This window comes from Variovorax frigidus (genome assembly GCF_051216515.1).
Classification (GTDB): domain Bacteria; phylum Pseudomonadota; class Gammaproteobacteria; order Burkholderiales; family Burkholderiaceae_C; genus Variovorax.
Genome location: NZ_JBPJZF010000001.1, coordinates 239,492 through 265,346, shown reverse-complemented (window position 1 = coordinate 265,346; position 25,855 = coordinate 239,492). Strand labels below are relative to the sequence as shown.

At 67.3% G+C, this 25,855-nt stretch carries 24 protein-coding genes; 11 read left to right on the top strand and 13 right to left on the bottom strand.

Translation table 11 applies throughout. The features are described 5' to 3' along the window. Window positions 1–21: 21 nt before the first annotated feature. The 4 genes from ACSFBC_RS01205 to argA all read right to left on the bottom strand — a co-directional run bounded on the left by ACSFBC_RS01205 (window position 22) and on the right by argA (window position 4,644). Window positions 22–1,173 (bottom strand): PilT/PilU family type 4a pilus ATPase, encoded by a 1,152-nt coding sequence (locus ACSFBC_RS01205; RefSeq protein ID WP_435508487.1) that lies wholly within the window; start codon window positions 1,171–1,173, stop codon window positions 22–24. 67 nt (window positions 1,174–1,240) lie between these two features. After that, window positions 1,241–2,065: a 2,3,4,5-tetrahydropyridine-2,6-dicarboxylate N-succinyltransferase gene (gene dapD, locus ACSFBC_RS01200; RefSeq protein WP_435508486.1), complete on the bottom strand. Its 825-nt coding sequence runs from the start codon at window positions 2,063–2,065 to the stop codon at window positions 1,241–1,243. Further along, window positions 2,062–3,282, bottom strand: a complete 1,221-nt coding sequence (dapC, locus tag ACSFBC_RS01195) for a succinyldiaminopimelate transaminase (protein WP_435508485.1) — start codon at window positions 3,280–3,282, stop codon at window positions 2,062–2,064. The genes dapD and dapC overlap by 4 nt, the downstream gene beginning before the upstream one ends. Before the next feature lie 12 nt (window positions 3,283–3,294). Continuing rightward, window positions 3,295–4,644, bottom strand: a complete 1,350-nt coding sequence (argA, locus tag ACSFBC_RS01190) for an amino-acid N-acetyltransferase (RefSeq protein ID WP_435508484.1) — start codon at window positions 4,642–4,644, stop codon at window positions 3,295–3,297. 108 nt (window positions 4,645–4,752) lie between these two features. Here argA and hrpA point away from each other — a divergent pair, with 108 nt between their 5' ends. Beyond that, window positions 4,753–8,772: an ATP-dependent RNA helicase HrpA gene (hrpA, locus tag ACSFBC_RS01185; RefSeq protein WP_435508483.1), complete on the top strand. Its 4,020-nt coding sequence runs from the start codon at window positions 4,753–4,755 to the stop codon at window positions 8,770–8,772. A gap of 55 nt (window positions 8,773–8,827) precedes the next feature. On the opposite strand, the gene ACSFBC_RS01180 is transcribed toward hrpA, so the two are convergent. From ACSFBC_RS01180 to lptF, 6 genes are all read right to left on the bottom strand, one after another. Then, a complete protein-coding gene (locus ACSFBC_RS01180; RefSeq protein ID WP_435508482.1) occupies window positions 8,828–8,980 on the bottom strand; it encodes a DUF3309 family protein in 153 nt (50 codons plus the stop codon). Window positions 8,981–9,087: 107 nt separating this feature from the next. Beyond that, a complete protein-coding gene (locus tag ACSFBC_RS01175; RefSeq protein WP_435508481.1) occupies window positions 9,088–10,260 on the bottom strand; it encodes a pyridoxal phosphate-dependent aminotransferase in 1,173 nt (390 codons plus the stop codon). 130 nt (window positions 10,261–10,390) lie between these two features. Next, entirely contained in the window at window positions 10,391–11,332 is a 942-nt protein-coding gene (locus ACSFBC_RS01170; protein ID WP_435508480.1) for a CysB family HTH-type transcriptional regulator, read from the bottom strand. A gap of 63 nt (window positions 11,333–11,395) precedes the next feature. After that, complete coding sequence (locus tag ACSFBC_RS01165) at window positions 11,396–11,770, bottom strand: sirohydrochlorin chelatase (protein WP_435508479.1); 375 nt, start codon at window positions 11,768–11,770, stop codon at window positions 11,396–11,398. A 1-nt stretch (window position 11,771) separates the two neighbouring features. Then, window positions 11,772–12,881 carry an LPS export ABC transporter permease LptG gene (gene lptG, locus ACSFBC_RS01160; protein ID WP_435508478.1) on the bottom strand — a complete coding sequence of 370 codons (1,110 nt, stop codon included), beginning with the start codon at window positions 12,879–12,881 and terminating at the stop codon, window positions 11,772–11,774. After that, window positions 12,878–13,984, bottom strand: coding sequence for an LPS export ABC transporter permease LptF (gene lptF, locus ACSFBC_RS01155; protein WP_435508477.1), 1,107 nt, complete (start codon window positions 13,982–13,984; stop codon window positions 12,878–12,880). The genes lptG and lptF overlap by 4 nt, the downstream gene beginning before the upstream one ends. 22 nt (window positions 13,985–14,006) lie before the next feature. Between lptF and ACSFBC_RS01150 the strand changes: the two genes are divergently transcribed. From ACSFBC_RS01150 to ACSFBC_RS01130, 5 genes are all read left to right on the top strand, one after another. Continuing rightward, a complete protein-coding gene (locus ACSFBC_RS01150; RefSeq protein WP_435508476.1) occupies window positions 14,007–15,536 on the top strand; it encodes a leucyl aminopeptidase in 1,530 nt (509 codons plus the stop codon). Next, window positions 15,533–15,970: a DNA polymerase III subunit chi gene (locus tag ACSFBC_RS01145; protein WP_435508475.1), complete on the top strand. Its 438-nt coding sequence runs from the start codon at window positions 15,533–15,535 to the stop codon at window positions 15,968–15,970. Before ACSFBC_RS01150 ends, ACSFBC_RS01145 begins: the two co-directional genes overlap by 4 nt. Then, window positions 15,967–16,371 (top strand): hypothetical protein, encoded by a 405-nt coding sequence (locus ACSFBC_RS01140; RefSeq protein ID WP_435508474.1) that lies wholly within the window; start codon window positions 15,967–15,969, stop codon window positions 16,369–16,371. The genes ACSFBC_RS01145 and ACSFBC_RS01140 overlap by 4 nt, the downstream gene beginning before the upstream one ends. Before the next feature lie 123 nt (window positions 16,372–16,494). Next, entirely contained in the window at window positions 16,495–17,700 is a 1,206-nt protein-coding gene (locus ACSFBC_RS01135) for a branched-chain amino acid ABC transporter substrate-binding protein (RefSeq protein ID WP_435508473.1), read from the top strand. Between the two features lie 180 nt (window positions 17,701–17,880). Continuing rightward, entirely contained in the window at window positions 17,881–19,011 is a 1,131-nt protein-coding gene (locus ACSFBC_RS01130; RefSeq protein WP_435508472.1) for an HPP family protein, read from the top strand. Between the two features lie 71 nt (window positions 19,012–19,082). Here ACSFBC_RS01130 and ACSFBC_RS01125 read toward each other — a convergent pair whose 3' ends face one another. Further along, entirely contained in the window at window positions 19,083–20,156 is a 1,074-nt protein-coding gene (locus ACSFBC_RS01125) for a DUF72 domain-containing protein (RefSeq protein WP_435508471.1), read from the bottom strand. Between the two features lie 89 nt (window positions 20,157–20,245). Here ACSFBC_RS01125 and ACSFBC_RS01120 point away from each other — a divergent pair, with 89 nt between their 5' ends. The 4 genes from ACSFBC_RS01120 to ACSFBC_RS01105 are packed head-to-tail and all read left to right on the top strand — an operon-like array spanning window position 20,246 to window position 23,125. Then, window positions 20,246–20,869, top strand: coding sequence for an FMN-binding negative transcriptional regulator (locus tag ACSFBC_RS01120; protein WP_435508470.1), 624 nt, complete (start codon window positions 20,246–20,248; stop codon window positions 20,867–20,869). Window position 20,870: 1 nt separating this feature from the next. Further along, window positions 20,871–21,107, top strand: a complete 237-nt coding sequence (locus ACSFBC_RS01115) for a hypothetical protein (RefSeq protein WP_435508469.1) — start codon at window positions 20,871–20,873, stop codon at window positions 21,105–21,107. Between the two features lie 6 nt (window positions 21,108–21,113). Beyond that, window positions 21,114–22,193, top strand: a complete 1,080-nt coding sequence (tadA, locus tag ACSFBC_RS01110) for a tRNA adenosine(34) deaminase TadA (protein ID WP_435508468.1) — start codon at window positions 21,114–21,116, stop codon at window positions 22,191–22,193. Beyond that, on the top strand, window positions 22,190–23,125 hold the full coding sequence (locus ACSFBC_RS01105; protein WP_435508467.1) for an LD-carboxypeptidase: 936 nt from the start codon (window positions 22,190–22,192) through the stop codon (window positions 23,123–23,125). Before tadA ends, ACSFBC_RS01105 begins: the two co-directional genes overlap by 4 nt. A gap of 36 nt (window positions 23,126–23,161) precedes the next feature. On the opposite strand, the gene ACSFBC_RS01100 is transcribed toward ACSFBC_RS01105, so the two are convergent. Then, on the bottom strand, window positions 23,162–23,398 hold the full coding sequence (locus tag ACSFBC_RS01100; RefSeq protein ID WP_435508466.1) for a hypothetical protein: 237 nt from the start codon (window positions 23,396–23,398) through the stop codon (window positions 23,162–23,164). A gap of 418 nt (window positions 23,399–23,816) precedes the next feature. On the opposite strand from ACSFBC_RS01100, the gene ACSFBC_RS01095 reads away from it, so the two are divergent. Continuing rightward, window positions 23,817–24,764, top strand: coding sequence for an adenylate/guanylate cyclase domain-containing protein (locus tag ACSFBC_RS01095; protein ID WP_435508465.1), 948 nt, complete (start codon window positions 23,817–23,819; stop codon window positions 24,762–24,764). A gap of 14 nt (window positions 24,765–24,778) precedes the next feature. Here the strand turns inward: ACSFBC_RS01095 and ACSFBC_RS01090 are convergent, their stop codons facing one another. Further along, on the bottom strand, window positions 24,779–25,852 hold the full coding sequence (locus ACSFBC_RS01090; RefSeq protein WP_435508464.1) for a TAXI family TRAP transporter solute-binding subunit: 1,074 nt from the start codon (window positions 25,850–25,852) through the stop codon (window positions 24,779–24,781). Window positions 25,853–25,855 lie beyond the last annotated feature (3 nt).

The following is a 25,855-nucleotide window of genomic DNA, read 5'->3' as shown; positions in this document are numbered from 1 at the left end:
TGCGCGAAGCCTGGGGGAGAGTCAAAACTTCACGTCGAGCGTGATGTCGGTGAAGCTGGGCGCTTCGGATTGCTCCATCAACGCCTTCTCTTCGTCGCGCTTGCTCGCGGGCGCCTCGCGGTTCTGCAAGCGCCACATGAGATTGGTGGGGGAGTCGGCCTGGGCGAGGCCTTCCTCGCGCGTGACCCGGCCTTCGCCGATCAGCCGCGCGATGTCTTCCTCGAAGGTCTGGGAGCCCTCGGCCATCGACTGGACCATGGCCTCCTTGACGGCGGAAAAGTCGCCTTTCTCGATCATCTCGGCGATCAGCGCCGTGTTGAGCATGACCTCGATCGTGGGCCAGCGCTCGCCCTTGGGCGTGCGCAGCAGCCGCTGTGCCACGATCGCGCGCAGCGCGCCCGACAGGTCGCCCAGCAATGTGGGACGCACCTCGACCGGGTAGAAGCTCAGGATGCGGTTGAGCGCGCGGTAGCTGTTGTTCGCATGCAGCGTGGCCACGCACAGGTGGCCCGACTGGGCGTACGCGATGGCGGCCGTCATGGTCTCGCGGTCGCGGATCTCGCCGATCTGGATCACGTCGGGCGCCTGGCGCAGCGCGTTCTTCAGTGCCACGTGAAGCGACTGCGTGTCGCTGCCGACGTCGCGCTGGTTCACCATCGACTTCTTGTTGGTGAAGGTGAACTCGATCGGCTCCTCGACCGTGAGGATGTGGCCCGAGGCGTGCTCGTTGCGGTAGTCCAGCATCGAGGCCAGGGTGGTCGATTTGCCCACGCCGGTCGCGCCGACCATCAGGATCAGGCCGCGGCGCTCCATCACCAGCGTCTTGAGGACGTCCGGCAGATGCAGGTCGTCGAAGGACGGGATGGTCAACGCGATGTGCCGCACCACCACCGCGTAGCTGCCGCGCTGGCGCATGCCGCTGATGCGGAAGTTGCCCGCGCCCTCGAGCTGGATCGCCATGTTGAGTTCGCCGGTGCGCTCGAGCTCGGCGATGCGACTCTGGTGCACCACTTCCGACAGCAGGTTCAGCGGCGCCTCGGGCGGCAGCACCTGGCTGTTGATCGGCAGGCAGTTGCCGTTGATCCGGATCAGGGCCGGCGAATTCGCGGAGAGATAGATGTCGGAGGCCTTGCGTTCCGCCATCAGGCGAAGGATGCGTTCCATCGTGTTCATCGGTCTCTCGCTCCTCGGGGCGTTCTCAACGAGAAAAAAAGACCGCCTCGCAGCGGCCGGGGCGGGATCAGTCGCGCAGCAGGTCGTTCAGGCTGGTGGTCGAACGCGTCTTGGCGTCGACCTTCTTCATGATGATCGCCGCGTAGGTGTTGTACTTGCCGCCCGGCTTGGGCAGCGTGCCGGCCACCACCACCGAGCCGGCCGGCACGCGGCCGTAGCTCACGGTGTCGGTGGCGCGGTCGTAGATCGGGGTGCTCTGGCCGATGAACACGCCCATCGACAGGACCGAGTTCTCTTCGACGATCACGCCTTCGACCACTTCGGAGCGCGCGCCGATGAAGCAGTTGTCCTCGATGATGGTCGGGCCGGCCTGCAGCGGCTCGAGCACGCCGCCGATGCCGACGCCACCCGACAGGTGCACGTTGGCACCGATCTGCGCGCACGAACCCACGGTGGCCCAGGTGTCGACCATGGTGCCTTCGCCCACGTAGGCGCCGATGTTCACGTACGAAGGCATCAGGATCGCGCCCTTGGCGATGTAGCTGCCGCGGCGTGCCACGGCCGGCGGCACGATGCGCACGCCGGCTTCCTTGAGTTCGGCGGCCGACAGGTGCGAGAACTTGGTCTGCACCTTGTCGTAGAAGCCGAGCGAACCGGCCTGGATCTGTTCGTTGTCCCTGAGGCGGAAGGACAGCAGCACCGCCTTCTTGATCCACTGGTGCACCGTCCATTGGCCCACGGCCTCGCGGGTGGCGACGCGCAGCGTGCCGTTGTTGAGTTCGGAGATCACGTGATCGACGGCCTGGCGCACTTCGGCCGAAGCTTGCGAAGGCGAGAGGTTGGCGCGGTCTTCCCACGCGGCGTCGATGGTCTGCTGGAGTTGTTGGGTCATGAAGGAGCTCGGTTCTGGATGAAATCAACGATGCGGCGGGCGGCCTCGGTGCACTCGTCGGTGCCGGCCACCAGGGCCATGCGGACGCGGCCCCGGCCAGGATTCACAGGGTGGGTGCCGCCGACGTCGCGTGCGAGGAAGCTGCCCGGCAGCACCGTCACATTGTATTGAGCGTAGAGGTCGCGGGCGAAGGCCTGGTCGTCGCCGTTCCAGGCCGCGGGCACGCCGGCCCAGAGGTAGAAGCCGGCATCGGGCAGCCGCACGTCCATGACCTCGGCCAGCAGCGGCGTGACGGCCGCGAACTTGGCACGGTAGAGCGCGCGGTTTTCCACCACGTGCGCTTCGTCGCCCCAGGCCGCGACGCTGGCCGCGGCCACTGCGCCGCCCATGGCGCTGCCATGGTAGGTGCGGTAGAGCAGGAAGGACTTGATCAGCGCCGCATCACCGGCCACGAAGCCGCTGCGCAGGCCCGGCACGTTGCTGCGCTTGGACAGCGAGGTCAGCATGACCAGGTTCTTGAAGTCGCTGCGCCCCAGGCGCGTGGCCGCTTCCAGCCCACCCAGCGGCGCTTCCTCGCGGAAGTAGATCTCGCTGTAGCACTCGTCCGAGGCGATCACGAAGCCATGGCGGTCGGACAGCGCGAACAGCTTGCGCCACTCGTCCAGCGGCATCACCGCGCCCGTGGGGTTGCCCGGCGAGCAGACGAAGACCAGCTGGGTGCGGGCCCACACGGCGTCGGGCACGCCGTTCCAGTCGACCGCGAAATTGCGCTCGGCGATGCTGGGCACATAGTGCGTGTCGGCCCCCGACAAGAGGGCCGCGCCCTCGTAGATTTGATAGAAGGGGTTGGGCGACATCACGATGGGCGGTGTCGGCCCCGAGGCATCGACGACCGTCTGCGCGAGCGCGAACAGCGCCTCGCGCGAGCCGTTGACCGGCAGCACCTGGGTTGCGGGATCGACCGCCACGTCGTAGCGGCGCTGCAGCCAGTCGGTGAAGGCGGCACGCAGCTTGGCGTCGCCGGCGGTGGCCGGGTAGGCCGCGAGCGCATCGAGGCCCTCGCTCAGCGCGGTGCGAATGAAGGCCGGCGTCGGGTGCTTGGGTTCGCCGATGCCCAGGCTGATGGGCTTGAAATCGGCACTCGGCACCACACCGGCGAAGAGCTGGCGCAGCCGCTCGAAGGGGTAGGGCTGCAGCTTGGCGAGCAGGGGATTCATGGCGTCGATCGTCTACTTGAGTTTCTTGACCAGGACCTGGCTCTTGCGGTCCCAGTTGTACTTGCGTTTGCGCGCTTCGGGCAGCCAGTCGGGGTCGACCGGCACGAAGCCGCGCTTGATGAACCAGTGCATGGTGCGCGTGGTCAGCACGAAGATGCTGTCCAGGCCGAGCGCCTTGGCGCGCTGCTCGACGCGTTTGAGGATGCGCTCGCCGTCGCCCTGCGACTGCGAGTGCGGCGACACCGTGAGCGCCGCCATCTCGGCGGTGCGCGATTCCGGATAGGGATAGAGCGCCGCGCAGCCGAAGATCACGCCGTCGTGCTCGATCACCGAGTACTGGCTCACGTCGCGTTCGATCTCGGTGCGGCTGCGCTTGACCAGCGTGCCGTCGCGCTCGAAAGGCTCGATCAGCTGCAGGATGCCGCCGATGTCGTCGGCCGTGGCCTCGCGCAACGACTCCAGCTTCTCGTCGACCACCATGGTGCCGATGCCGTCGTGCACATAGACCTCGAGCAGCAGCGAACCGTCGACCGAGAAGGGCAGGATGTGGCTGCGCTCGACGCCCGCTTCGCAGGCCTTCACGCAGTGCTGCAGGTAGAAGGCCGTGTCGGTGGGGCGCTGTGCGGGCGGCAGCGTGGTCAGCAGCTTGCGCGCGGCGTCGAGCGGGAGCTCGGTGTCGATCGGGTTGTCTTCGCTCTCCGGCAGTTCGCTGTCGACGCGGATGCCCGGCACCTCGGTCAGGAAGATCAGCTTGTCGGCCTGGATCGAGATCGCCACGCTGGTCGCGACCTCTTCCATCGTGAGATTGAACGCTTCCCCGGTCGGCGAAAAGCCGAAGGGCGACATCAGCACCATCGCGCCGAAGTCCAGCGTGCGCAGGATGCCCGCGCTGTCGACCTTGCGCACCAGGCCCGAATGCTTGAAGTCCACGCCGTCGATCACGCCCACCGGCCGCGCCGTGATGAAGTTGCCCGAGATCATGCGGACCGTGGAGCCGGCCATCGGCGTGTTGGGCAGGCCCTGGCTGAAGGCGGCCTCGATCTCGTAGCGCAGCTGGCCCGCAGCCTCTTGCGCCGAATCGAGCGCCACCTCGTCGGTGATGCGCAGGCCGTGCGAGTAGCGGGCTTCCTGCCCCTTGGCCCGCAGCTGCTCGTTGACCTGCGGCCGGAAGCCGTGCACCAGCACCACCTTGACGCCCATCGACTGGATCAGCGCCAGATCCTGGGCGATGTTCTGCAGCTTGCCCGCGGCGATCGCCTCACCCGTGAGTCCCACCACGAAGGTCTTGCCTCGGTGCATGTGGATGTACGGGGCGACGGAGCGGAACCAGGGAACGAAGGTGAAGTTGAAGACGGTGGACATTCGGCGGTGGTGGGCAGGATGGCGAGAAGGAGGGTGAACGGCGCGAACCGGGGCGGGCTGGGATAATCGTCAATTCTCTCCGATGTGCCTCGTGCCCGACTGACTGTCTTGTCTACCGATACCTTGTCCGCCCCGCCCGCGCCCCTTCCGCCGAAGAGCACGCTGAAGATCGAATTCCCGGAGTCGCTGCCCGTCTCGGCCCGACGCGTGGAAATCGCCGAGGCCATCGCCGCCCACCAGGTGGTGATCGTCTGCGGCGAGACCGGCTCGGGCAAGACCACGCAGCTGCCCAAGATCGCGCTGCTGCTCGGCCGCGGCAAGCTCAACAAGCCGCCGGGGCAGGGCAAGCTGATCGGCCACACGCAGCCGCGGCGCATCGCCGCCAGCTCGGTGGCCAAGCGCATCGCCGAAGAGCTCAAGACGCCGCTGGGCGACGTGGTCGGGTTCAAGGTGCGCTTCCAGGACCGGCTGAGCCGCGACGCCTCGGTCAAGCTCATGACCGACGGCATCCTGCTGGCCGAGACGCAGACCGATCCTTTGCTCAAGGCCTACGACACCATCATCATCGACGAGGCGCACGAACGCAGCCTCAACATCGACTTCCTGCTGGGCTACCTGCGCGAGATCCTGCCGCGCCGGCCCGACCTGAAGGTGATCGTGACCTCGGCAACCATCGATGCCGATCGCTTCGCCACGCACTTCGCGTCAAGGAACGGACCCGCGCCGATCATCTATGTCTCGGGTCGGACCTTCCCGGTCGAGCAGCGCTACCGCCCCTTCGAGGAATCGCGCGAGTACGACCTCAACAGCGCGATCGCCGACGGCGTCGACGAACTCTGGCGCGATCCGCACAACGGCGGCGACATCCTGGTCTTCCTGCCGGGCGAGCGCGAGATCCGCGAGGCGGCCGACCACCTGCGCCGCCACCTGGCCAACCAGCCGGTGATGCGCAATGCCGAGGTGCTGCCGCTGTTCGCGCGGCTCTCGCCAGGCGAGCAGGACCGCATCTTCGAAGGCCACACCGGCCGCCGCGTTGTGCTGGCCACCAACGTGGCCGAGACCTCGCTCACGGTGCCGGGCACGCGCTACGTGATCGACACCGGCACGGCGCGCGTCAAGCGCTATTCCTTCCGCAGCAAGGTCGAGCAGCTGCTGGTCGAGCCGATCAGCCAGGCCGCGGCCAACCAGCGCGCCGGCCGCTGCGGCCGGGTGGCCAACGGCATCTGCATCCGGCTCTACGACGAGAAGGACTTCCTGGGCCGGCCGCGCTTCACCGACCCGGAAATCCTGCGTTCCTCACTGGCCGGCGTGATCCTGCGCATGAAGTCGCTGCACCTGGGCGACGTGGCGCAATTCCCCTTCCTCGAAGCGCCGGCGCCGCGCGCCATCGCCGACGGCTACCAGCTGCTCAACGAACTGGGCGCGGTGGACGATGCCAACGAACTGACGGCCATCGGGCAGGAGTTGGCCAGGCTGCCGCTCGACCCGCGTGTCGGCCGGATGATCCTGGAGGCGCGCTCGCGTGGCGCGCTGGAAGAAGTGCTGGTGATCGCCTCGGCGCTGTCGGTGCAGGACGTGCGCGACCGCCCCATGGAGGCGCAGCAGCAGGCCGACCAGGCGCATGCGAAATTCGACGATGACAAGAGCGAGTTCAGCGGCTACCTCACGCTGTGGAAATGGATCGCCGATGCGCGGGGCGGCAATGCGCCACAGACGCGCCGAGAACTGCATGGCGAGCCGACGAAGCGCGCCAACGCTGCCTTCCTGCCCATCGCGCAGCGCATGGCGGCTCCCCCCGTTCGCCCTGAGCCTGTCGAAGGGCCCACGCACAAGATCAGCAACCGCCAGTACGAACAGCTGCTGCGGCAGAACTTCGTCAACATCCGCCGTCTGCGCGAGTGGCGCGACATCCATTCGCAGCTGCTCACGGTGGTCAGCGAGCACAAGTGGCAGCTCAACCGCCAGCCCGCGAGCTACGAGGCACTGCACCTGTCGATGCTGGCCGGCCTGCTGGGCAACGTCGGCTGGAAGATGGAGGATCCTTCGACAGGCTCAGGACAGACTGGTGAGTATTTGGGCGCGCGCGGCATCAAGTTCTATCCGCACCCGGGCGCGCATCTGCGCAAGAAGCCGGGCCGCTGGATCGTGGCGGCCGAGCTGGTCGAGACCACGCGCCTCTTCGGCCGCGGCATCGCCAACATCGAGCCGCAGTGGCTGGAAGAGGTCGCGGGCCACCTGCTCAAGAAGCAGCTGCTCGACCCGCACTGGGAGAAGAAGGGCGCGCAGGTCACGGCACTGGAGCGCGCGACGCTCTACGGGCTGGTGGTCTACAGCGGCCGGCGCGTCGACTTCACCAAGGTCGATCCGGTGGCGGCGCGCGAGATCTTCATCCGCGAAGCGCTGGTCGGCGGGCAGTGGGAGAGCAAGTTTCCCTTCCTCGTGGCCAACCGCAAGCTGGTCAAGGAGGTCGAAGGGCTGGAGCACAAGGCGCGCCGGCAGGACGTGCTGGTCGACGACGAGCTGATCTACGCCTTCTACGACGCGCAACTGCCGCCCGACGTGGCGAGCGGCGCGTCCTTCGAGCATTGGTACAAGGAGCTGTCGCGCGCCCAGCCGCGTCTGCTGTTCCTCACGCGCGACGAGCTGATGCGCCACCAGGCGGCCGGCATCACCACGCAGTCCTTCCCGCCGACCGTGCGGCTGGGCGGCGTGGACTGCATCGCCACCTACCTGCATGCGCCCGGCGACGCCAAGGACGGCCTGACCGTGAGCGTGCCGCTGTTCGTGCTCAACCAGGTGAGCGAGGAGCGCTGCGAGTGGCTCGTGACCGGCATGCTCAAGGACAAGATCCAGGCGCTGCTCAAGAGCCTGCCGCAGCGCCCGCGCTCGCGGCTGGTGCCGCTGCCCGAGTCGGCGAGCAAGCTGGCCGAGGCGCTGTCGGCGCCCGAGCTGTTCGGTGCCGGCTCGCTGACCGACGTGTTGCTGCGCCGCGTGCGCGAGCTGACCAGCATCGACGTGCTGCGCGCCGATTTCAAGCTCGACATGCTGCCGCCGCACCTGTTCATGAACCTGCGAATCGTGGACGAGCACGGCCGTCAGCTGGGCATGGGGCGCAACCTGGGCGCGCTCAAGGGCGAACTCGGCGCGCAGGCGCGCGGTGCGTTCCAGGCGCTGGCGGGGCTCAACGTGCGGGCCGCGCCTGCGGCTCCGGCTGCAAAGGACACCCCGACGGCGGCGCCGCGTGCAGCGGCCCCGGCGGCCGCGCCCTCGCTGCCCGCCGGGGCGCGCTACACGGCCTGGACTTTCGGCGAACTGCCCGAACTCATGGAGGTGCGCCGCGGCGCGCAATCGCTGATCGGCTTCCCGGCGCTGCTCGACGGGGGCGACGGCGTCACGATCGAGGTCTTCGACGAGCCGGCCGTGGCCGCCGCCAGGCATCGCGCCGGGCTGCGCCGCCTGTTCGCGCTGCAGCTCAAGGAGGCGCTCAAGTACCTCGAGAAGAACGTCCCCGACCTGCAGAAGATGGCCGTGGCGTACATGCCGCTGGGCACTTCGGACGAACTGCGCACGCAGATCGTCGACGTGGCGCTCGACCGCGCCTTCCTGCAGGAGCCGCTGCCCACCGACGAGTTCGCCTTCAAGCGCCGAATCGAGGAAGGGCGCGGCAGGCTGACGCTGATCGCCAACGAGGTGGCGCGGCTGGCCGGCGTGATCCTGGTCGACTACGCGACCGCGGTGCGCAAGATCAAGGACACCAAGATCCAGCCCGATGCCACGGCCGACGCGGCGCAGCAGTTGCAGAAGCTCATGGGCAAGCGCTTCATCATCGACACGCCCTGGCCGCAGCTGCAGCATTTCTCGCGCTACCTCAAGGCGATCACCGCGCGGCTCGACAAGCTGCGCGCCGACCCGGCGCGCGACGCCGCCAAGCTGGCCGAACTGCGGCCGCAGGAGCAACGCTACTGGCGGCTGGTGGCGGAGCGCAAGGGGGCGGTCGACGATCGCATGCTGGAGTTCCGTTGGCTGCTGGAAGAACTGCGCGTGAGCTTCTTCGCGCAGGAACTGCGCACGCCGCAGCCGGTGAGCATCAAGCGGCTGGACAAGGCCTGGACGCAGCTGCAGGCATGAAAAAAGCCCGCGGAGCGGGCTTTTCTTCAAGGCGCGATCGAGGCGACTCACGGCGTCATATGCGTCCCATGACAAGCAGCACGATCACGACGATCAGGACCAGGCCCAGACCGCCGCTCGGACCATAGCCCCAGTTGCGGCTGTGACCCCAGGTCGGTAGTACCCCGATGAGCAACAGAACCAGGATGACCAGCAGTATTGTCGACATGAACTTCTCCTAAGGGCTTCGTATGGAAGACCCATGGTCGCCCCGATCGGGACGTCCGCAAAGGGAAAGCAGCCCCTGTGCCGGTCAGGCCAAACCGACGCGCCGTGTCAGAGCTTCGCCAGTCGCTCCAGCGCATGCACCAGGGTTTCGTCCTTCTTGGCGAAGCAGAAACGCACCACGCGCTGGTCGAAACCGCCGCCGTAGAAGGCCGACAGCGGAATGGCGGCCACGCCGATCTCGCGTGTGAGCCATTGGCAGAAGTCGGCTTCGCCCAGGTCGCTCACGGCGGTAATGTCGACGCACTGGAAGTAGGTGCCGGCGCTGGGCAGCAGCTTGAAGCGGGTCTTGGCCAGGCCAGCAGCGAACAGATCGCGCTTGCGCTGGTAGAAGGCCGGCAGTTCGAGGTAGGGCGCGGGGTCGGCCATGTAACTGGCCAGCGCATGCTGCATCGGCGTGTTGACGGTGAACACGTTGAACTGGTGCACCTTGCGGAACTCGGCCGTGAGCGATGCCGGCGCGGCCACCGTGCCCACCTTCCAGCCGGTCACATGGTAGGTCTTGCCGAAGCTGCCCACGATGAAGCTGCGTGCCGCGAGGCCCGGGTAGCGGGCCACGCTCTCGTGCGGCGCGCCGTCGAACACCATGTGCTCGTAGACCTCGTCGCTGATCACCAGCACGTCGGTCGGCGCGAGCAGTTCCTCGAGCGCGCGCATCTCGGCCGCGGTCCAGACCGTGGCGCTGGGGTTGTGCGGCGTGTTGATGACGATCGCCCGCGTCTTCGTGCTGATGGCGGCGCCGATCCGGGCGAAGTCGGGGCGGAAGGTGCCCGGCGTGAGCGGCACGCGCACCACGACCCCGCCGGCCAGTTCGATGTTGGGCACGTAGCTGTCGTAGCAGGGCTCGAGCACGATGACCTCGTCGCCCGGGTGCACCACGGCCAGGATCGCGGTGATGATGGCCTGCGTGGCGCCGGCGGTGACGGTGATCTCGGTCGCGGCGTCGTAGCGGCGGCCGTAGAGCGCCTCGATCTTGGCGGCCATCGCCTCGCGCAGCGCGGGGATGCCCGGCATCGGCGGGTATTGGTTGTGGCCCGCGGCCATCGCGCTGTTCACCGCATCGAGCAGCTTGGGGTCGCAGTGGAAGTCCGGGAAACCCTGTCCCAGGTTGACCGCGTTCTTCTCGGCCGCCAGCGCCGACATCACGGTGAAGATGGTGGTGCCGACGGCGGGCAGCTTGCTGGCGATCGCGGGTGTGCGGACGGAAGAAGAATCGGTGCTCATGATGCTCGTGGGTTCGATGATGCGATGTCCGTGGGACACCGCGGAACCGGCTTTGCCGGGCCGCCGGTGTCGCCCCCGGAAGGGGGAAGGCGCGCGCGACACGAAGTGCGCGAAGCCCTCGGGGGAGAGCCTAGAGCTCGTAGTCCTGCTGCTGGCCGCTCAGCGCTTTGGCGATCAGGTTGCGGTCGAGCCGGTCGCTCAGCAATTCGGCGAACTTGAAGACGAAGTTGCGCAGGTAGGCGCTGCGCTTGAAGGCGATGCGCGCGATGTTCTGGCCGAAGATGTGGCCCATCGGCTTGACCACCAGATCGTCGTTGGTGCTGTCGCGCACGGCCATCTCGGCCACGATGCCCACGCCCAGACCCAGGCGCACGTAGGTCTTGATCACGTCGGAGTCGATGGCTTCCAGCGCGATGCGCGGCGTGAGCTTCTTCTGCGCGAACGCATGGTCGATGCGGGTGCGGCCGGTGAACGAGGGGTGGTAGGTGATGATCGGCTCGGTCGCCAAGTCTTCGAGCGACACGCGCTCCTTGTCGGCCAGCGGATGGTCCTTGGGCAGCACCAGCACATGCTGCCATTCGTAGCAGGGCAGGGTCACGAGCTCGGCGTAGTCGGCCAGCGATTCGGTCGCGATGCCGATCTCGGCGATCTCGTCGATCACCATGCGCGCCACCTGGTCGGGCGAGCCCTGGTGCAGGCTCACGTTGACCTTGGGATAGGCCTCGCGAAGCTTGGCCACCGGCACCGGCAGCACATAGCGGGCCTGCGTGTGGGTGGTGGCGATCGACAGCGTGCCGCTGTCCTGGGCGCTGAACTGCTCGCCGATGCGCTTGAGATTGCCGACCTCGCGCATGATGAGTTCGATGCTCGCGAGCACGTGCTGGCCCGGCTCGGTCACGCGCTTGAGCCGTTTGCCGTGGCGCGCGAAGATCTCCACGCCCAACTCTTCCTCGAGCTCGATGATGGCTTTGGAGACGCCAGGCTGCGAGGTGTGCAGGGCCTTGGCGGCTTCGGTCAGGTTCAGGTTGCGGCGCACGGCCTCCTGCACGAACTTGAATTGGTGGAGATTCATAACAAATTACGTCTTATTGTTCTTTTCATTATGCCTTATCGGTCTATCGATTTGCGCAAGAAATCAGCTACGCAGCGCCACCTGCGCCAGCAGATCGACCACCTCGGGCGTCTCCCCCACGGCCGGCGCCAACGAAAAAACCACCTCGGGATATGCAGCCCGCAAGGCGTCTACCAATTGCGGCAGGTCCTCGCGCACGTGCTTGCCCATGCCGAGGAACAGCGGCACCACGCGCAGGGTGCGCGCGCCGTCCGCGATCAGCCGCCCGGCGGCCGTGGGCAGATCGGGCTCGACCAGTTCAAGGTAGGCGCAGGCGACCGCCACGCCCGGCTGCAGTTCGCCGATACGGCGCGCCACCGCCTCGACCGGTTCGCGCCATCGTGCATCGCGCGAACCGTGCGCGAACAGCACCACGGCGGATGTTTCTACGCCCGCCACGCTAACGCCTGAGCACCAGCCACCCGAAGGCGGCCAGCGAGAGCAGCGTGTAGATCAACCCCGGCGCGGCCGCCGTGAGCCAGGGCATCCAGTTGCTCAGGTTGCCGATGTAGCCGAAGACGTTGTTGAGCAGGAAAAAGCTGATGCCGATCAGCACGCCGCCGAACACATAGCTGGTGATGCCGCTCTGGCGGAAATGCAGGTAAGCGAAGGGCAGGGCGAGCACCACCATCACCAGGCAGGACAGCGGATAGAACACCTTGCGCCAGAACTGGATCTCGTAGCGCTGCGCGGTCTGCCCGTTGGCCTCGAGATGGTTGATGTACTCGAACAGGTCGAGCGTGCGCATGCGCTCCGGCTTGAGCAGCGCTACCGACACCATCTCGCTGGTCAGCGAGGTCGGCCAGCGGTACTCGGCCACCTGGTCGGTCACCACGCGGGCCACATTGCCCGAACGCGTGTCGTACTGCTGATGCTCGGCATCGGCCAGGATCCAGGCCCCGTCGACGATGCGGGCTGACGGCGCCAGCGTCTGCGTCGTGACGAAACCCTTGTCGTCGAATTCGAAAATGCGGGGCGAGGTCAGCGTACCGTCGCGGTTCATGGCCGAGACGTTGACCGCATAGGACATGGTCCCCTGCCGCTCCTTGAGCCATGCACCGGTGGCTCCGGCGGTGGCCAGGATGTCGCCCCGGAAGCGGGCCTTGAGCGTCTGGGCCGTCCGGTCCGCCAGTGGCGCCATGTAGTCGCCCACGGCGAAGGTGAGCACCACGAAGCCTGCGCCGAGCGCGAGCAGCGAGCGCAGCGCACGCCAGGGCCCCAGGCCGCTGGTACGCAGGATGGTGTATTCGGAACTCTGGGCCAGGCGCGACATCACGAAGATGGTGCCGATCAGCACCGTGATCGGCAGCAGTTCGTAGAGGTGGCTGGGAATCAGCAGCGTCACGTAGGCCAGTGCCTGGGGCGTGCCGTAGCCCAGGCTGTCGGGCCGGCCGATGTCGCCGAGTTCGTCGACGAAGTCGAAGAAGAAGAAGAGGGCGAGGAAGCCGAGGGTCACGAAGCCCACGGACTTGAGCACCTCGCTGTAGATCAGTCGACGGATGGTCTTCACGCGCGCGGTACCGAAGGTGAGGGTGCCGCGACACGGCGCCGCAGCCCCCAGTTGTTGTTGCGTTTGGCGAGCCAGAGGCAGGTCCCGACCAGGATGCCGCCATGCACCAGCAGCATGAAGTGTCCGATGCCGATGCGTCCGGAGCCGATCCAGCTCTGACCCAGGTTCAGCAGGTTGAAATACACCACGAAGACGAACAGCGCGAGCAGCAGGTTCCCACTGCGTCCGGCCCGCGGATTCACGTTCGACAGCGTGAGCGCCAGCAGCACGAAATTGAAGCCGGCGAACAGCAAGCCGATGCGCCACGCGAGTTCACCGAGGGCGACGGGCGTCCGCTCCATCAGCAGGGTCCTGGTGCTGCGCGACCGCACCGGCGCCGCGTCGGCCGACGAGGACACGTTGTCGCCGACCTTGGCACCGTAGGTCTCGAATTCGCTGATCTTCAGGCGCTTCTCGTCGAGCGCACGCTCCAGGCGCTGGCCGTTGGACAGCAGAAGGTAGCGCGCGCCGCCCACGTCGTCGATGCGGCCGCTGCGCGCCGAGGTGATGATCTGCAGGTTCCGCTCGATCGAGGAGATGAACACGTTGTTGGCGGTGGTGCCGTCGGGCGTGTCCTTGTCGATGAAGAACACGCGGTTGCGGCCGGCCGACTCACGGAACTCGCCGGGCGCGATGCGTTCGAGGTCGCCGCGGCGTTCGTACTGGGCCCGCATGCCCTGGGTCTGCGAGTTGGCCCAGGGCCACCCCACCAGCGCCAGCACCGCGATCAGCAGCAGCACAGGCCAGGAAAAACGGAACAGCGGGCTCACGAAGTCGAACAGGCCGCGGCCGCTGGAGAACCAGATCACCATCTCGCTGTCGCGGTACATGCGCGACAGCGTGCCCACGATGGAGACGAACAGACTCAGACTCAGGATGGTCGGCATGTAGCCGAGCACCGTGTAGGCCATCACGAGCAGCACGTCGGACGGGTTCACGCTGCCCTTGGAAGCCAGGCCGAGCGTGCGGATCAGCATCATGGTCATCACGATGGTGACCAGGACGACGAGCGTGGCGCCGAAGCTGCGAGACAGCTCTTTGCGCAGGGAGGAATGGAATAACATCGTCAAGGGAAAGAAAAGGATTATGGACTTTCAACTCAAGACCCTCAGCACCGCCCAGGCGGCCAACGAAAAGACCGACGCACTGATCGTGCTTTTCGCCGAGTCAGGCTCCACCGAGAGCCTGTCGAAATCCATCCGGTCCGATGCCCTGACCGCCATCATGGAGGATGCACGCAAAGCAGGCGACCTTCCCACCAAGGCGGGCAAGCTGCTCGCCCTGTACCGGCCGGCCGGCGTCACGTCGCCGCGGGTGGTGCTGGCGTCGACCGGCGATGGTTCGCCGAACGCGGTGCGCACGGCCGTCGGTGCCGCCGTGCAGGCCGCCAAGGCCCATGCACCCAAGCGTCTGACGATCGCCTTTGCGCAGGATGCGGAAGCCACGGCCGTGCGGGCCGCCGTGCTGGCAGCAGCCGATGCAAGCTATGTCTACACCACGACCAAGCCCAAGGCCGAAGCACGCAGCATCCGGCAGCTGGTGATCGGCGTGGCCGATTCGAAGGCCCTGACGTCCGCCTTCGCCGAGGCCAGCGCCACCGTCGCCGGCATCGAGCTGGCCAAGGAATGGGGCAATCGCCCGGGCAACCACTGCACGCCGACGCTGCTGGCCGGCGCGGCGCAGGAACTGGGCGCGCTGCCGCGCGTCCAGTGCGAGGTGCTGGGCCCCAAGGACGTGGCCAAGCTGGGCATGGGCTCCTTCGCCGCCGTGGCGCAGGGCTCGTCCGAACCGCTGCGCTTCATCGTGCTGCGCTACCAGGGCGCGGCCAAGAACGAGGCGCCGGTGGTGCTGGTCGGCAAGGGCATCACCTTCGACACCGGCGGCGTGTCGCTCAAGCCCGCGCCCGAGATGGACGAGATGAAGTTCGACATGTGCGGCGCGGCGAGCGTGCTGGGCGTGTTCCGCGCGCTGGCCGAGATCAAGCCCGCCATCAACGTGGTCGGCCTGATTCCCAGCTGCGAGAACATGAACGACGGCAAGGCGCTCAAGCCCGGCGACGTCGTGACCAGCATGAGCGGCCAGACCATCGAAGTGCTCAACACCGATGCCGAAGGCCGGCTCATCCTGTGCGATGCCCTGACCTATGCCAAGCGCTTCTCGCCCGCGGCGGTGATCGACATCGCGACGCTGACCGGCGCTTGTGTGGTCGCCCTGGGTGGCGTGCGCAGCGGCCTGTTCTCCAGCGACGAGGCCCTGGCCACGGCGCTGGCGGCGGCCGGCGAGCAATCGCAGGACCGTTGCTGGCGCCTGCCGCTGGACGACGAGTACGGCGAAGGCTTGAAGAGCAACTTCGCCGACATGGCCAACATCGCGGGCCGCGCGGGCGGCGCCATCACGGCGGCCAAGTTCCTGCAGCGCTTCACCAGCGAATTCCCGTGGGCTCACCTCGACATCGCGGGCACCGCGTGGAAAAGTGGCCCGGCCAAGGGCTCGACCGGTCGTCCGGTCGGCTTGCTCGTGAGCTACCTGCTCGGCCGTGCCGCGGCCGCCGTGGGTGATCAGCCCGCGTCGGCGACGCAGCGCAAGACCACCCGCAAGGCGCGCGCCACGACGTGACAGAGATCGACTTCCACTTCAACACGCCCGACAAGGTGAACTACGCCTGTCGGCTGCTGCGCAAGGCGGTGGGCGCGCGCGGCGCGCGGGTGGTGGTGGTCGCGCCGGCGGCAACGATCGACGCCATCGACCTGGCTTTGTGGCAGTTGTCGGCGGTGGACTTCGTGGCGCATTGCCGCGCCAGCGCCGAGCCCGCCGTGCTGTCGCGCTCTCCGGTGGTGCTCATGGACGGCGATGCTGGTGCATTGCCGCACCAGCAGGTGCTGTTGAACCTGGCATCGGAGATCCCGGCCGGCTTCGAGCGCTTCGAGCGCCTGATCGACATCGTGACCGATGACGAGGAAGACCGGCAGTCGGCGCGCGTGCGCTGGCGCCACTATGCCGACCGCGGCTACGCGATCACCCGCCACCAGTTCCAGGGCGGCGCGCGATGAACGCCCCGCGCATTCCGCCGCGCTTCGTGCCCACACTCACCACGGTGCTCGAGATGCCGGCGCCCGTGCCGCAACCCCTCGGCGACGACGCCCCGCCCCCTGCGATCGACATGCGCGAAGCGGTCGCACTCGGGCCGGCTGCACGCCTCTCCGAGCTGGAGAGTTTCGCGCTGGAAGAGCAATTGATGCACCGGGTACTGCAGCGCATCGACGCCTCGCTGGAAGAGCGGCTGAGCGACGTGGTGTCAGCCGCCGTGCAGGCCCAGCTCGACGCGATGGTGCCGCGTCTGCGCAGTGAAATCGAAGCCGTTCTGCGCACGCTGGTGGTCGAATCCCTGGCCCAGGAACTGGGTGAAACACCCGGGTCGAACCCACCCAGAGACCCGTCATCCTTGGGCTAAACTCCGCCCGGTTCGACGGCGCGAGGGCGCTGGAAGACACGGTCCGGCGCGGAATTTGCTCTGCAGGGGTATCCGGTCAGAAGGCCGTTTTTTTACTCTATTCATACTGTTCTGGAGGTTCCCATGCAATTGAAATGGACTGCGGTCGCACTGGCTGCTCTCACGTTGGTGGCTTGCGGCAAGAAGGAAGAGGCAGCGGCACCCGCTGCAGCGCCGGCACCCACGGCAGCCGCGCCTGCAGCAGCACCTCCGGCCGAGACCCTGGTGGTGAAGATCGGCCATGTCGCCCCGACCAGCGGCGCCATCGCACACCTCGGCAAGGACAATGAATTGGGTGCCAAGATGGCCATCGAGGATCTGAACGCCAAGGGCGTGAAGATCGGCGACAAGGTCGCGAAATTCGAACTGCTGGCCGAAGACGATGCCGCCGATCCGAAGCAGGGCACGGCGGTCGCCCAGAAACTGGTCGACAGCAAGGTCAACGGCGTGGTGGGCCACCTGAACTCGGGCACCACCATCCCCGCATCGAAGCTGTACAGCGACGCCGGCATTCCGCAGGTCTCGCCCTCGGCGACCAACCCGAAGTACACGCGCCAAGGCTTCAAGACCACCTTCCGTGTGGTGGCCGACGACACGCAACTGGGCGGCACGCTCGGCAAGTACGCTGTCGATACGCTCAAGGGCAAGAACATCGCCGTGATCGACGACCGCACGGCTTACGGCCAGGGCGTTGCCGACGAATTCGAGAAGGCCGCCAAGGCCGCTGGCGCCACCATCGTCGGGCGCGAATTCACCACCGACAAATCGACCGATTTCAACGCCATCCTGACCAAGCTCAAGGGTGCCAAGCCCGACGTGCTGTTCTTCGGCGGCATGGACGCGGTCGGCGGCCCGATGCTCAAGCAGGTCAAGCAACTCGGCATGAACGTCAAGTTCATGGGCGGCGACGGCCTGTGCACCGCGGAACTGGCCAAGCTGGCCGGCGATGCGATCGGCGAGGAAGTGGTCGTGTGCGCGGAAGCCGGCGGTGTCGACGGCGACTTCAAGGGCCCGCTGGATGCCTGGAAGGCCAAGTTCAAGGAAAAGAACGGTGTCGAAGTCCAGATCTACGCGCCGTACGTCTACGACGCAGTCCAGGTGCTGGCCGCTGCGATGGTGAAGGCCGGCTCTGCCGAGCCGGAAAAGTACCTGCCTGAAGTGAGCAAGGTCGACTACAAGGGCCTGACCGGCCCGATCACCTTCGACGAGAAGGGCGACGTCAAGAACGGCGCCCTGACGCTCTTCACCTACAAGGGCGGCGTGCGCACGCAGATCGCCGTGGTCCGCTGAGCGCCTTCGACGGGCAAGAGAAAAGGGCCTTCGGGCCCTTTTTTCATGGTCGGACGGCTTCCCTGCGCTCCAGCGTCACCCACCGGGCCTCACGACCTTCCACGGCAACGCACTGCGCGTTCTGAGATCATCGCCATCCTTGTCCCGCGCCAAAAGATGAACTCCTCAGCCCCCGTACGCATGCAAAGACTGCGCGACTTCCTGCTCGGTTTCTGGCCCGCCCCCATCCAGGTCGCGGCCCCCGAGCGCTGGCGTGCCCTGGCCGGTGCGGGCGTCGGCATTCTGTTCACGGCACTGGTCAGCCGATGGTGGAGCGGCGCCGACACGGCCGTGCCATGGCTGGCCGCGCCGCTCGGCGCCAGCGCGGTGCTGGTGTTCGCGCTGCCGGCCAGTCCGCTGGCGCAGCCCTGGGCGGTGGTCGGCGGCAACACGCTGTCGGCCCTGGTGGGCGCGGCCTGCGCGATGCTCATCGGCGACCCGGCCTGGGCCGGCGCGGTGGCGGTGGCGCTGGCGATCGGGTTGATGTTCATGCTGCGTTGCCTGCATCCGCCGGGCGGCGCGACCGCGCTGCTCACCGCCATGACTGCGAGCAGCTTTCACTTCGCCGTCTTTCCGATGCTGGTCGATTCCCTGCTGCTGGCGTTCGCGGGCGTGCTCTACAACAGCCTGACCGGCAAACGCTATCCGCATGCGCAGCGGCAGCCGGCTGCATCGGCGATGCCGTCGGCCTCACGCTTCACCGCCGCCGACCTCGATGCGGCGCTGGTCCACTACAACCAGGTGCTCGACGTGAGCCGCGACGACCTCGAGGCATTGCTGCAGCACGCCGAAGCCGCGGCCTACCAGCGCAACTTCGGCCAGCTCCAGTGCCGCGACATCATGTCGCGCGCGCCCTGGAGCGTTCAATTCGGCACGCCGCTCGGCGAGGCCTGGGCTTTGATGCGCGAGCGGCGCGTCAAGGCGTTGCCGGTGATCGACCGGGCGCAGCGCATCGTGGGCATCGTGACCGTGGCCGACTTCATGCGCCATGCCGACTTCGACCGGCACGACGGCCTCGCCGATCGCCTGCGTGCCCTGATACGGCCGAGCATGCGCACGCACGGCGAGAAGCCCGAGGCCGTGGGGCAGATCATGACGCGCGAGGTGCGGGTCGCCAGCGAGCACCGGCAGGTGGCGGAACTGGTGCCGCTGTTCTCGGACGCCGGACACCACCACATCCCGATCATCGACGCGGACAAGCGCCTGGTCGGCGTGATCACGCAGTCGGACCTGGTGCGCGCCCTGTACCGGGCCGCGCAGCCGGGCGGTTAGACCTCGGCAGTCTCCGCGCTGCACCGTTCAACGCGCGCTTGCACGCGACATCGCGCGGGCAAGAACCCGTCTCAGGGCGCCGGCTGGAGCGCCTCGGCCAAGGCCCGCACGCTCAGCGGCGCCGAGCCCTCGGCCTTGTTGCTGATCGTGACGTAGACCTTCTGTCCCGCACGCGCCGTGCCAGTGACGACACGGGCCAGTGCGGTCCGCGTGTCGATGTCGGGGTCGACCATGCGATCGAAGGGCTGGTAGAGCTTCTCCGCCTCTTCGTAGCCATAGGCGCCATGCAGCGGATTGACGTTCCAGCGGCACACGAGCGGGCCCGGCCACAGCGCGCGCAGCAGGGGCAACTGCTCCGCGATGGGCGGCAGCTTGGGATGCAGGCCGAGGCAGTAGGTGGCACCGGCCCCGCGCAGCACCTCGGCCAGCGCGGGCGTCAGCAGTTCGGGGTTGCGCACCTCGACCGCGATCACGCCATCGGGTGCTACGGGCTGCAGCGAGGGCAGGGCGTGCAGCATCGCTGCCAGGCGCTCCATCACGCGAGGCCATTGCGCCAGCAGCGCGACGGGCAGGGGACTCAACTGGAAGACCAGCGCGCCGACCCGGTCGCCGAGGCCTTCGAGCGCGGGCAGCACGAACTCCTGCAGCGCGAGTTCCGGGCTCAGGAAGGCTGGATTGGGCTGGCGCCCCCGACCTTCTTCGCCGCGCACCAGCGCATCGGTGACGAGGGCCGGCGCCTTGACCACGAAGCGGAAGTCCGGTGGCACCATCGCGGCAAGCTGCGCATACTGGCTCGCGCTCAAGGGCCGGTAGAAGGCGCGGTCCACACACACGCTGCGCAGCAGCGGGTGCTGGGCATAGGCCGTCAGGCCCCGCTTGGCCAGCAGCGCCTCCGAGTACGCCCGGTCCCAGACCATGCCGGCCCAACCGGGATAGGACCAGGTCGAGGTTCCCAGCCGCACCTCGGGCGGCAGGCCCGCGGCCAGCGCCAGCAATGCCGGATCGGCGGGTGCGGGCTCGATGGTCGTCGAGCGGGAGGCGCGGCGCACCGGTGCACCGTCCGTGGCCCCCTCGGGCGGGACGGCCGGCGCGGCCTGGACGGCTGGCGGCAGCGTGTCGGCGTCGGGAAAGAGCGAGTCCTGCATGATCGAAAAGATGCGGCATTCTCGCCGGCCCGCGCCCACGCCATCGACGACTCGGGGACAATCGTCGCCTCCCCAAGAGAGCCCACGCCATGTACCTGCCTCCGTTCTTCAACGCCAAGGACCGCGCCAGCGCATTGACGCTGATGCGCGAGCACCCCTTTGCCAGCCTGATCGCCAACGACGAAGCCGGCTTGCCCTTCGTCACGCACCTGCCGCTGGTGGTCGACGAACGTGCCGAGGGCGAGCTGGTGCTGCTGGGCCATTGCGCCAAGCCGAATCCGCATTGGCGCTACCTGCAGGCGCGGCCGCAGGCGGTGGTGTGCTTCCAGGGACCTCACGCCTACCTGTCGCCCACCGTCTACCCGGACCTCACGCGCGTGCCGACGTGGAACTACCTGGTGGTGCATTGCACCGTCGAAGCGAGCCTGATCGAAACCCCGGAGGCCAAGGATGCGCTGCTCAAGCAGCTGATCCATGAGCACGAGCCCGCCTACGCCCAGCAGTGGCGCGATCTGGGTGAAGAATTCCAGCACAAGATGCTGGCCGGCATCGTCGGCTTCGCGCTGCGTGTGACCGCGCTGCAATGCAAGCTCAAGCTCAACCAGCACCGGCCCGAGTCGCATGCCGCGATGCATGCGCAGTACAGCGCCGGCTCCGCGGACGAACAGGCGCTGGCCGTCTGGATGCAGCGGCTGGGCATGGTGGCAGGCTGAGATGCGGGTGTTCGGACTGATCGGCCTGGTGCTCGCGCTGCTGATCGTGGGCATGCTGGCCAGGAAGCAGATGGCCACGCCGCTGGCCGCGGTGCCGGGCCTGCCTGCGCCGGCATCGAGCGACGGTGCCCCCGCCACGGTGCGTGGGCAGACGCAACAATTGCAGCAGGACATCCAGAAGTCTCTCGACGCCGCCGCGCAACAGCAACGCCGGGCCATGCCCGAGGAAGCGAACTGAACGCCGATGACCCGCGACCTTGAATGGATGCAGTTGGCCCTGGCCGAGGCAAGGCTCGCCGGTGCCGCGGGCGAGGTGCCCGTCGGTACGGTGCTGGTGAAGGACGGCGTGTGCATTGCGAGCGGCCGCAACGCGCCCGTCGCCACGCATGACCCCAGCGCGCATGCCGAGATCGCGGCCCTGCGGGCGGGTGCCAAGGCGCTTGGCAACTACCGTCTCGACGGCTGTGAACTGTTCGTCACGCTCGAGCCCTGCGCGATGTGTGCCGGCGCCATGCTGCACGCCCGGCTTGCACGCGTGGTCTACGGCGCGACCGATCCCAAGACCGGCGCGGCCGGCTCGGTGCTCGACCTGTTCTCGCAGCCGCAGCTCAACCACCGCACGCGGGTCGAAGGTGGCGTGCTGGCCGCCGAATGCGCGGCCCTGCTGCAGGACTTCTTCCAACAGCGGCGCGACCTGGCCCGCCTCACGGCACAGCCGCTGCGCGACGATGCGCTGCGCACGCCGGACGCGCGCTTCGCGGGCCTCGATACCGAGCGCTTCGCGCCGAACTACATCGCCGATCTGCCGGACCAGCGCGGCTGGCGCATGCACTACCTCGACGAGGGCGCACGCGAGGGGGCGGCCACCGTGCTCTGCCTGCACGGGCCCGGGCGCTGGAGCCACCAGTTCCGCCATCTGATCGGCCTCGCGGGCCCGCGTTGGCTCGTCCCAGACCTGATCGGCTTCGGCCGCAGCGACAAGCCCAAGCGCGAAGCCGTGCATGCGCCCGGCTGGCACCGCGACCTGTTGCTCGCATGGCTGGACCGGCTCCAACCCGGGCCGGTGCTGCTGGCACCGGCGGAAGGTGCGCAGGCGCTTGCGGCGCTGTTGCTCGCGGGCGCGCCGCAGCGCTTCGTCGGGGTGCTGCCGGTGCCCGAGACCTCGGACCGCGCGCTGCATGCCGCCTGGCAGGCACCGTTTCCGGACCGGGGCTACGAGGCCGCGCTGCGCGCCTGGGGACGCGGTACCGGTGATGCCGCAGGCCCGTCCTTGGCACAGGCCGAGGCGTGGCTCGCCAACGCAATGGGATACTTCGCGCCGTGAGCAAACATATCTACATCTATTCGCCCTCCAGCGCGGTCCGAGACAAGGCCGCTTTCCGCCGTGGCGTGAAGCGTCTGCAGGCACTCGGTCACCAGGTCGACATCGACGAAGCCGCGCTGAGCAGCCATCAGCGCTTCGCCGGCGATGACGCCACGCGCCTGGCCGCCATCACCCGTGCCGCCGCGAGCGGCGCCGATGTGGCGTTGATCGCCCGTGGCGGCTACGGCCTCACGCGCATCCTCGATGCCATTCCCTACAAGGCGGTCGCCAAGGCCATCCATCACGGCACCGAGTTCGTCGGGCTCAGCGACTTCACGGCCTTCCAGAGCGCACTGCTCGCCAAGACCGGTGCGGTGACCTGGGCCGGTCCGGCGCTCGGCGAAGACTTCGGTGCCGAGGACGGCCCCGACGACATCATGGAAGCCTGCTTCGACGATCTGGTGAGCGGGCAGGGCGAAGGCACGGGATGGCGCATTCCAACCCGTGACATCGACGCGAGCACGGCCTTGCGGCCACTCAAGGACGCCGTGCTCTGGGGCGGCAATCTCTCGGTGCTGGTCAGCCTGCTCGGCACCCCTTACTTCCCGGCCATCGACAAGGGCGTCCTGTTCCTGGAAGACGTGCATGAGCACCCCTACAGGCTCGAGCGCATGCTCGATCAACTGCGCCACGCCGGCGTGCTGGCGAAGCAGCGCGCGGTGGTGCTGGGTCAGTTCACGTCCTTCAAGAAGGTGCCGCACGACCGTGGCTTCGGGCTCAACGCGGTGGTCGATCGGCTGCGCACGCTGCTGAAGGTGCCGGTGCTGACCGGGCTTCCCTTCGGCCATGTGCCGACCAAGGTGCTGCTGCCGGTGGGCGCGAAGATCGAGATGGCCGCAGAAGGGCGCGAGATCTTCATGGTCTGGGGCCATCGGCACGGGCATCACCACTGAGGCGGAAGCCCGGCGGCAGGCCACCGCGCCCCGGCGTCAGGCCGTGAACCGATGGTGAACGCGCGGCCCCATGGTCTGCGGCAGGCCGTGCCTGAAGAGGCGGTTGATCTGGTTCAGGCGCTGTTGCGCCACCACTTCCCCGTCGATCGCAGAAACTGCCAACAGCACGTCCTGGCGCAGATACCAAAGCGTCTCCAGATCACTGGCGAAGCGCACGCGTTGGGCAATGCGCTGGGCGGTGGGCCCATCGCTGGCGTCCAGCAGGGCCAGCATGGCCGAGCGGATTCGCCGCAATTGGCGATCCGGCGATCCGCGGAAAGTCCATCCGGAAAGCGAAAAAAAGCGAGAGAGAATTCCAGCAGACATGGGCAAAGAGGCGTATCACCGAAGCCGTCGACACTGCAACCTTAAAGGCGGCGCCAACTCCTCACAAGCCAAGAAACCATTGGATATGGTTTAAAACAACATCGGTCATCGCGGCCACTTTGGCACCCTCGAAAAACTAAAACCAATGCCTTAATTTTTGGGGCGCATCGACCGAAAAACCCGACCCTTCAGCGGCGGCGCTGAAGGTCACAATTGTTAATCAATCGATCTAAAGCCCGTGCAAGCGAAAGTTTGTATGTCTGACTCACGTCCTTCGATGGCTTTGCCATAATCGGACGGCAATTGCTACCAAAAACTGCACAACATGGGCGCCAATTCGACAGTCATCTTTGCGGACTTGACGGGGAGTACCCGAGTCTTCGAGGCCATGGGGAATGAACGCGCCACCGACACGGTGACGCGCCTGACCCAATGGATCGCGGGCGTCTGCGAAGCCCACAGCGGGCGGGTGGTGAAGATGTTGGGCGATGGTGTGCTGGCCATTTTTTCCGCCGCCGACGCGGCAACGGCGACGGCACTCGAACTCCAGCGCAACCATCAGAAGCGCCTGCAGGCCTGGCCCATCCAGCTTCGCATGGACCTGCAGATCGGGGTTGCCAACGGCGAAGTGCTGGAAGTCGATGGCGACTGCTACGGCGACGCGGTCAATCTCGCTTCGCGGCTCAGCGATCTCGCGGGCCCGGGCCAGATCTGGGCCACCGCATCGGTGATCACCCAACTGCGCGAAGGTGAAGTCCGCCATCGCAGCCTGGGGCCGATCAACATCCGTGGCAAGAATGAAATGCCGGTCGTGCACCGCATCGACTGGCAGGAAGAGCATTCGGAATTTCTCACGATGCCTGCCGCGCTGGCGCTCAGCGGTCGCGTGCAGGACTCCACCTTCGGGCAGATCGAGTTGTCTTGGCTGGATGTGCGCTCGATGTTCAGCGCGGCGCAGTTGCCCATCCATCTGGGGCGGGTCGACGACGCGCAGTTCGTGGTCAACGATCCGCGCGTCTCCCGGCTTCATGCGCGCATCGAGGCGCGGCAGGGGGGCTGCGTGCTGGTCGACGTCAGCACCTATGGCACCTGGGTCCGATTCCACGGCAGTGCGGGCGTGAGCGGCGAAATCTCCTTGCGCCGCGACGAATGCGTGCTGCACGGCAGCGGAGAGATCGGCCTCGGCGCGCCGCTGAGCGACTTCACCGCTCCCACCATCGCCTTCAACACCACCGGCGGCAACCTGCTGCTGTCGCGCCGCGACGCGCGTTGACCCGTGGCCGGAGGCTACTGGCGACAGAGGCCGAGCACCACTTCCTGTTCCGTACAGGCACGTGTCGCCGGGGCGGCTCTGGCTGCGGGGCGAGCGGCCACGTTGGCGCGGCCGGCGATGCAGGCACGCAGCCGCTTCTCCATCGGCGCAAAGTAACGCCAGCCCTGACCGAGGGGCGGCAGTGCGAGGCGCACCTGCTTCCACTTCGGATGGCCCTTGGCCTGCAGGACATCGAAGTTGGCGCACAGTGAATCCGCGAAATTGACAAGGTTCACGACCGTCGACTTCATGCCGTAGTCGTAGGTGACCAGGTAGGCCTTCACGGTCAGCGTCGGTACGTCGGCGGCCAGCCAGCTCGCATGGTTGTCGGCGCGGATGGCCGACGGGAAATAGGTCCTCTTGGCGCGCGCCGATTCCGGTGCCGTCTCGTCCAACTTGAGCAGCTTGATGTATTTGCGTGCCTCGGGCTTCATCTCCGAGAACAGCTTGGCCGGCTGCCCGGCGACGATGATCGCGACATCGATCGATTTGTCCACGGTGAGCTTCACCAGTGCCTCCTCGTTGCTCAGGTACTGCCGGTTGGCGGTCGGCATGGGCGCCTCGAACATCAGCTGGTAGAGGGTCCGGGCCGTCAACGCCGTACCGCTGCCCAACGGGCCGACGCCGATCCGCTGGTCCTTGATCTGATGGATGGCGTCGAGCGGTGAATCGGCGCGCACGACGAAGTAGATCTCTTCGTCGTAGAGCGGCATGACCAGGCGCAGCGGCTGGATCAGGTTGCCGGCCTCTGCATTGCCGGCCTTGGCCTCGTCAAGGAAGGCCTGGTACACGTCGGATTGCACAAGGGCCAGCTTGACACCGGGCTCGAAGCGCATGCGCTGGATGTTTTCCGCCGAGCCCTTGGACTCGAGCACCTCCAGCTCCAGCCCGGCCGGCTCGGCGACCCAGGTGGCCAGGTCGCGCCCGATCTGGATGTAGGTACCGGTCTTCGATGCGGTGACGATCTTGTACTTCGCCGGCGGCGCGGAAAGCGCCGCGCTCATGCAGGTCATGACGATCAGCCCTGCCACGATGGATTTCATTGCCATGGG

Coding starts and splice junctions, on each gene's coding strand:
- dapD (WP_435508486.1), bottom strand. CDS start 2,065: ATGACCCAACAACTCCAGCAGACCATCGACGCCGCGTGGGAAGACCGC.
- ACSFBC_RS01115 (WP_435508469.1), top strand. CDS start 20,871: ATGCGGGTGTTCGGACTGATCGGCCTGGTGCTCGCGCTGCTGATCGTG.
- ACSFBC_RS01180 (WP_435508482.1), bottom strand. CDS start 8,980: ATGTCGACAATACTGCTGGTCATCCTGGTTCTGTTGCTCATCGGGGTA.
- ACSFBC_RS01150 (WP_435508476.1), top strand. CDS start 14,007: ATGGACTTTCAACTCAAGACCCTCAGCACCGCCCAGGCGGCCAACGAA.
- ACSFBC_RS01170 (WP_435508480.1), bottom strand. CDS start 11,332: ATGAATCTCCACCAATTCAAGTTCGTGCAGGAGGCCGTGCGCCGCAAC.
- ACSFBC_RS01140 (WP_435508474.1), top strand. CDS start 15,967: ATGAACGCCCCGCGCATTCCGCCGCGCTTCGTGCCCACACTCACCACG.
- tadA (WP_435508468.1), top strand. CDS start 21,114: ATGACCCGCGACCTTGAATGGATGCAGTTGGCCCTGGCCGAGGCAAGG.
- ACSFBC_RS01130 (WP_435508472.1), top strand. CDS start 17,881: ATGCAAAGACTGCGCGACTTCCTGCTCGGTTTCTGGCCCGCCCCCATC.
- lptF (WP_435508477.1), bottom strand. CDS start 13,984: ATGTTATTCCATTCCTCCCTGCGCAAAGAGCTGTCTCGCAGCTTCGGC.
- ACSFBC_RS01120 (WP_435508470.1), top strand. CDS start 20,246: ATGTACCTGCCTCCGTTCTTCAACGCCAAGGACCGCGCCAGCGCATTG.
- ACSFBC_RS01100 (WP_435508466.1), bottom strand. CDS start 23,398: ATGCTGGCCCTGCTGGACGCCAGCGATGGGCCCACCGCCCAGCGCATT.
- dapC (WP_435508485.1), bottom strand. CDS start 3,282: ATGAATCCCCTGCTCGCCAAGCTGCAGCCCTACCCCTTCGAGCGGCTG.
- ACSFBC_RS01205 (WP_435508487.1), bottom strand. CDS start 1,173: ATGAACACGATGGAACGCATCCTTCGCCTGATGGCGGAACGCAAGGCC.
- ACSFBC_RS01090 (WP_435508464.1), bottom strand. CDS start 25,852: ATGGCAATGAAATCCATCGTGGCAGGGCTGATCGTCATGACCTGCATG.
- ACSFBC_RS01125 (WP_435508471.1), bottom strand. CDS start 20,156: ATGCAGGACTCGCTCTTTCCCGACGCCGACACGCTGCCGCCAGCCGTC.
- ACSFBC_RS01135 (WP_435508473.1), top strand. CDS start 16,495: ATGCAATTGAAATGGACTGCGGTCGCACTGGCTGCTCTCACGTTGGTG.
- ACSFBC_RS01095 (WP_435508465.1), top strand. CDS start 23,817: ATGGGCGCCAATTCGACAGTCATCTTTGCGGACTTGACGGGGAGTACC.
- ACSFBC_RS01175 (WP_435508481.1), bottom strand. CDS start 10,260: ATGAGCACCGATTCTTCTTCCGTCCGCACACCCGCGATCGCCAGCAAG.
- argA (WP_435508484.1), bottom strand. CDS start 4,644: ATGTCCACCGTCTTCAACTTCACCTTCGTTCCCTGGTTCCGCTCCGTC.